The sequence below is a fragment of the Dietzia sp. SLG310A2-38A2 genome (genome assembly GCF_014145095.1).
Classification (GTDB): domain Bacteria; phylum Actinomycetota; class Actinomycetes; order Mycobacteriales; family Mycobacteriaceae; genus Dietzia.
Window position 1 is genome coordinate 1 of record NZ_JAALDX010000110.1, and the last position, 1441, is coordinate 1441.

Genomic DNA, 1441 nt, shown 5'->3' on the forward strand with positions numbered 1-1441 from the left:
GCGTCCCTCCGCGTGGTGGCGGTGACGTAGGACGCGATGATCGCCCCCTGCGAGTGCCCCACGAGGTCGACCTCCGGGGCCCCGGTGAGTGCGCGGACGCGGTCGATCTCGGCGGCGAGCTGGGGAGCCGAGGCACCGGTGAGCGAGTCGAACCCGCCGGTGGAGCCGAGCCCGGGCGGGGCCCCGACGGTCGGCGCCCACACGCAGTAGCCCTCGGCGGCCAGTGCCGCACCGAAGGTGGCCCACGAGTTTCCGCCGTTGAGCCCGGTGCCGTGGACGAGGATCACCGGTACGGGATGGCGCGCACTCGGCCGGCAGTCGTCACGGTTGATCCCGGGCGGGTCCGCGAGTCCGTTGGTGAGCTGGTGGGCCGCTCCGTCCCACCACCGCCACGGGACCTGCACTGTGGTGGGAGACGCCGTGGTGGGAAAAGCTGTGGTGGGAGCCGCCGTGGTGGGAGCCGCCGTGACCGGTCCGGGGGCGACGACGACGAGGAGCGCGGCCGCCACCAGTCCCGCGATACCGGAGACCGCCCGCCGTGCAGTCATGAGCCCGGAAGGACCGGGATCGGACCGAGGTACGGGGCGATCGCCTCGCAGCGCGGCGCACGAGGGTTGGCGGGATCGAGCGCGTTGAGCACGAAGTCGGCCGTACGCGGGTCGGAGGCGATGGCCAGGTGCTCGGCGTGGTTCTGCTCGCACTCGTCCTGGATCACCACGTTGGTCGTCATCGGACCGGGCACCAGGCCCGAGGTGTAGGGCGTCACCAACTGGTCGTAGCGGGTCACCGCGTTGAGGTACCGCACCCCGGGGGCGTAGGGCGATCCTCCGCTCCACAACAGCTGCAGTACCTCGGAGCCCGGGGACATCTGGGACAGGGCGGGAATCTGACCCAGCTGATCCGAGAGTCCCGGTACGTCGTCCAGCGACCTGCGCGCACCACCGCCGGAGCCCTCCCACAGCGGGGCGATCGAGGCGACGGTGTGCACCTTGCCCGGGCGTCCGACCTTCGCCACCAGGCCCGAGACGATGGTGCCCTGAGAGTGGCCCACCAGGTCGACCTGCTGGGCCCCGGTGGCCGCCAGCACCCGGTCGACGAACTCCCCGACCTGCGGCACCGAGACCCCGGCGATGTCGGACAACCCGCCCAGCTCGTTGACCGGCTACGGTGTGCCCGGCAGCGCACCGTAGGTCAGCACGAACACGCAGTAGCCCTCGTTGTGCAGCAGCGGGCCGAAGGTCGCCCAGTTGGTCACGGCGCCACCGGAGGTGCCGTGGACCAGGACCACCGGACGGGGCTTGGCGGGCGAGGGACGACAGTTCCAGTCGTTCGCGCCCGGCAGCGTGGCCCCCGGCTGTGTGATCGCCATGGCGGCGCCGGTCAGGAAGCTGTAGGGCACGGGGAGCGGGGCCCGGGCGGTCGGGTCCGTGGCGTGGGCGGC

2 protein-coding genes and 1 pseudogene are annotated in these 1441 nt (G+C 72.5%); all 3 read right to left on the reverse strand.

Translation table 11 applies throughout. The annotated features are described in order from the left end of the window. The coding region (locus tag G6027_RS04215; RefSeq protein ID WP_182635681.1) for an alpha/beta fold hydrolase at nucleotides 1-548 on the reverse strand (548 nt) is incomplete at its 3' end. Then, nucleotides 545-1141, reverse strand: a complete 597-nt coding sequence (locus G6027_RS04220; RefSeq protein WP_241726806.1) for an alpha/beta fold hydrolase — start codon at nucleotides 1139-1141, stop codon at nucleotides 545-547. The genes G6027_RS04220 and G6027_RS04215, both read right to left, overlap by 4 nt. Before the next feature lie 21 nt (nucleotides 1142-1162). Beyond that, a pseudogene (locus G6027_RS18605) lies at nucleotides 1163-1441 on the reverse strand (triacylglycerol lipase); the annotation flags it as partial.